At 60.0% G+C, this 4,039-nt stretch carries 3 protein-coding genes and 1 riboswitch; all 3 genes read left to right on the forward strand.

Annotation, left to right across the window (positions count from 1 at the left end):
- Window positions 1-54: 54 nt before the first annotated feature.
- Window positions 55-158: riboswitch (TPP riboswitch) on the forward strand.
- Window positions 148-1,539, forward strand: a complete 1,392-nt coding sequence (locus B7L71_RS00665) for a sodium:solute symporter (protein WP_081135178.1) — start codon at window positions 148-150, stop codon at window positions 1,537-1,539. (Overlaps the previous riboswitch by 11 nt.)
- An 84-nt stretch (window positions 1,540-1,623) precedes the next feature.
- Complete coding sequence (locus B7L71_RS00670) at window positions 1,624-3,075, forward strand: diguanylate cyclase domain-containing protein (protein WP_081135179.1); 1,452 nt, start codon at window positions 1,624-1,626, stop codon at window positions 3,073-3,075.
- Window positions 3,072-4,039, forward strand: a 968-nt coding sequence (locus B7L71_RS00675) for a magnesium transporter CorA family protein (protein ID WP_081135181.1), incomplete at its 3' end; no start/stop codon positions are given. The genes B7L71_RS00670 and B7L71_RS00675, both read left to right, overlap by 4 nt.

Consider the following 4,039-nt stretch of genomic DNA (forward strand, 5'->3'; position numbering starts at 1 on the left):
CGCACGGCAGCGCTTTACCGGGGCGCTCCTTTCAGTGAAGATACCGCCTTCATTCACTGTCGCCAGGGGAGCCCTTCGTGGGCTGAGAATGCACGCCATGCAGACCCTGGAACCTGATCCGGATAGTACCGGCGGAGGAAGCGCGACATGCCGTACCTGACGTCTGCAGTGCTGGGCGCAGCGCTGTGCTGCTTTGCATTTTTAGGCCTTCGGGCGCGTTTTGGGGGAAGCTCGCTGGATGACTACGTCACGGCGCGCAACTCGCAAACGGCAACGACCCTGGGGTTCTCTTTTCTGGCCTCGGGAATGGGGGCCTGGATTCTCTTTGCGCCGCCTGAAATTGGCGCCTTCGTGGGGCCGGTGGCGCTGCTGGGCTATGCCGTGGGCTCGGCGCTGCCCTTCCTGGTGCTGGGGCTTTATGGCCCCAGAATACGTCGTGCGCTACCCGCCGGGCGCAGTATCGCCGAGTTTGCCGAAGCGTGTTATGGCAAGGGGGTCCGTCACTATGTCACGCTTGCCTCCGTGGCGTATATGGGGTGCTTTCTGGCAGCTGAGCTGACGGCCATCGGCGCCATTACCGCGCTACTGTCAGACGTTCCGCCTGCCTGGGTCATCATTGGTGTGGCGCTGACGACCCTCATCTATACCGTGCTCGGTGGCCTGCGCGCCAGTTTGGCCACCGACCGCTGGCAGGCCTGGCTGCTCTTGATACTGTTATGCGCCGTGGCGGGCGTCACGTTATGGCGCCTGCCTTCCATGCCCAGCGATGCGGCGCTACCGGACGTCCCCCTCGGGGCGTCGCTGAGCGTGGCGCTGACGCTGATCATTGCCGTGACCGCGGCCAATTTGTTTCACCAGGGCTACTGGCAGCGGCTCTGGGCGGCTCAGGATAGCGCCAGTCTTGGCCGTGGCGCGTGGCTGGGGGCCGTCATGACGGTGCTGGTGGTCATGGTGATTGGTGGTGTCGGCATGATGGCGGCACTCAGTGGGGTGAGCCTGGGCGAGCCACCGATGCCCTTTTTTGCCCTGTTGGCAGAGGCTCCTGTCTGGATCACACTCCCGGCTCTGGTGCTGGCCGTCACGCTGGTGACTTCCAGCGTGGATACGTTGCAAAACGGCATTGCCTCGCTGTGGGCAACGGGAGATCAACCAAAAGCGTTGCATGCAGCGCGCTGGATCACGGTGCTGCTGATGGTGCCGGTGATCCTCATCGCCTTGCAAGGGCTATCGGTACTGAGGCTGTTTTTGATAGCCGACTTGCTGTGTGCGGCCATCGTGGTGCCAGTGCTGCTGGGCCTGTGGCAACGCATGTCGCCGCTGGCGGCGATTAGCGGTGGCGTGGCGGGGCTGGTGGGGGCGGTATTGCCGGGCTGGCTGGGGCAAGGCTCCTTGATGGCAGGCATCATGGCCGCCACGTTTCCTGGCAGTATTCCTACCCTCGGCCCCTTCGTGGGGGCGCTGCTGCTCTCGAGCTTGGTGAGTATCCTCGTGGCGTGGTGGCTCCCTTCGGGCAAGGTGTTAAAAAAATCAACGCGTTAGGAAGACTGTGCAGTTTCGCGCTATGATGACGAAGGGGTGTTAACTACACAAAGGAGTGTTAACTACATATCGGGTGTAACCACCATGAGCCACCTTTTGCCATCCAATGAAGCGCTGCGCATTGCTGCTTTGCAAGAGCTGGCGTTGCTGGACACCCCCAGTGAGCCGGTATTCGACCGGGTGACTCGGTTGGTCACCGTGCTGTTGGGGGTACCTCTCTCCACGGTGACGCTCGTGGATACCGACCGACAGTGGTTCAAGTCTCAGGTGGGGCTGACGTTTTCGGAAACACCCCGCGACGTGGCGTTTTGTGCCTATACCGTGCTGGCGGAAGCGCCGCTGGTCGTCAACGATGCACGCCTGGACCCCCGTTTTGCCAATAATCCTTACGTCGATAAGCCCGACGGCATCCGCTTCTACGTCGGCATCCCTCTGAAAACCACCCAAGGGCTGGTGTTGGGGTCACTGTGTGCCATGGATACCCGGCCCCGCGAACTAACCCCCCAGGAGTTCACCGCGCTACAGGACCTGGCCGATGTGGTGTCCGGTGAAATTCATTTGCGCGAGCGCTTGATTCAGCAAGAGAAGCGCAATGCCAGCTTCAAACGCGACCTTGCGGCGCTGCATCGTAGTCTGGAGCAGCAGATCGAGCGACGTACCCGCGAGCTCAACCTGGTCATCGAGTCGGCTTACGATGCCTACCTGAGTATCGATGATCGTGGTCGGGTGCTGGACTGGAATCGCGCCGCACAAGCCATGTTCGGCTGGTCGCGCAAGGAGGCGTTGGCCCGCCCCATTACCGACCTGATGTTTCCCGTAGGCGTGCCCGGGCAGGACGATCCTTCACCCATCGAATGGGAAGCCCGGCGTCGAGATGGTGGGCGCTTGCCGGTAGAGATTCGCCACCAGCGCTACGAACTCAGTGGGCGATGGCGGCGCAGCCTGTTTATCCACGACATTACCGAGCGCCAGCAGTTGGCGCGCCTGCGAGACCAGGAGGCCAGACAAGATGTCTTGACGGAGCTGCCTAACCGCCGCGCCCTCGACGAACGCTTGCCAGAGGCCATGGCGCGTACTCGGCGGAGTCTCGTACCGCTGGCGGTCATGTTTCTCGACCTGGATGGGTTCAAACGAATCAATGACCTGTATGGACATGCCATGGGCGATGAGCTGCTGCGCGACATCGCCAGACGCTTGCAAGCTGCGCTGCGTGAAACGGACTTCGTGGCCCGTTGGGCGGGGGATGAGTTTGTGCTGATACTGGAGAACATGGACAGCGACGCTATCGAACCGCTGGCGCAGAAGCTGATCCGCACCATTGAAGATCCGCTGACCATGGGCGACATAGTGCTCGAGGTCAGCACCAGTATCGGCGTGGCCGAGTATGTGCCTGGCGGAGAAGAAACCCCGCAAGAGTTGTTGAAGCGAGCCGATGTGGCGATGTATGAAGCCAAGCGGGCAGGCAAGGCGCAGGCGCGGCTAGCAAGCCCTGTGCTGCCGTCAACCAACGCCAGCGAAGTCAAGGAATGCACATGATTCGATGCCTGATGACCACCCCCGAGGGAGAAGTGCGCGAAGGCGACCTTTCGCTGATCGATGTCTGGAAACGCCTGGAGGGCGCGCATATCTGGGTGGACATGCAGGGTGAAAGCGAAGCCAGCGAGCGTGAGGTGCTCGAAGGGTTTGCGTGCCACCCCATGGCGATTCAGGATGCCCACAAGGTGCGTCATCCTCCCAAGATCGAGGAATTCGAAAACCATACGCTGATTATCTACCGAGGCATTTCCTCCTTCGATGCTCAGCTCAACTTCGTGCCTCAACCGATGTGCTTTTTCGTGGGCGAACGCTTTCTGGTCACGCTGCATCCTGGCCTTGCGCTGAGCATCGAACGGTTACTCAACGATCAGGGCGCGCGGCTGCTGTCGCGCTCTCCCGAGCAGGTTGCCTTGCGTGTCATGTATACCTCGGCGGGCTTTTATATCGACAGCCTGCTGGAGTTCGAGACCGAGCTGAGCGACCTGGAAGACGAGTTGTTGGAGAACGGCAATGACGTATTGATGCGCCGGATTACTGCGTATCGCTCGCGGTTGGTCAAGATGCGTCGGGTATTCAACTATCACAAGGGCATCACTCAAGAGCTGACGGCGTATGACTACGCACATCTCCCTCGCTGGGAGAGTGAAACGCTGCATGCCATCACCGATGTGGAAGAGCGTTTCGAGCGCCTGCATTCGCTGACCCAGATGTATTACGACATTTGTGGCGACTTGATAAATGGTTACATCTCGATTTCATCGCATCAGCTGAATATCACCATGCGTGTGTTGACCGTCATTACCGCCATTTTCGTGCCGCTGACCTTTATTGCCGGTATTTATGGCATGAACTTCGAATACATGCCCGAGCTTGCCTACCCGTATGGTTATTTCTTCGTACTGGGGTTCATGCTGGGCATTGGCGTTGTGCTGATCTGGTGGTTCAAACGTAAAGCCTGGTTCTA

The organism is Halomonas sp. BC2 (genome assembly GCF_002078115.1).
Taxonomy (GTDB): Bacteria; Pseudomonadota; Gammaproteobacteria; order Pseudomonadales; family Halomonadaceae; genus Vreelandella; species Vreelandella stevensii.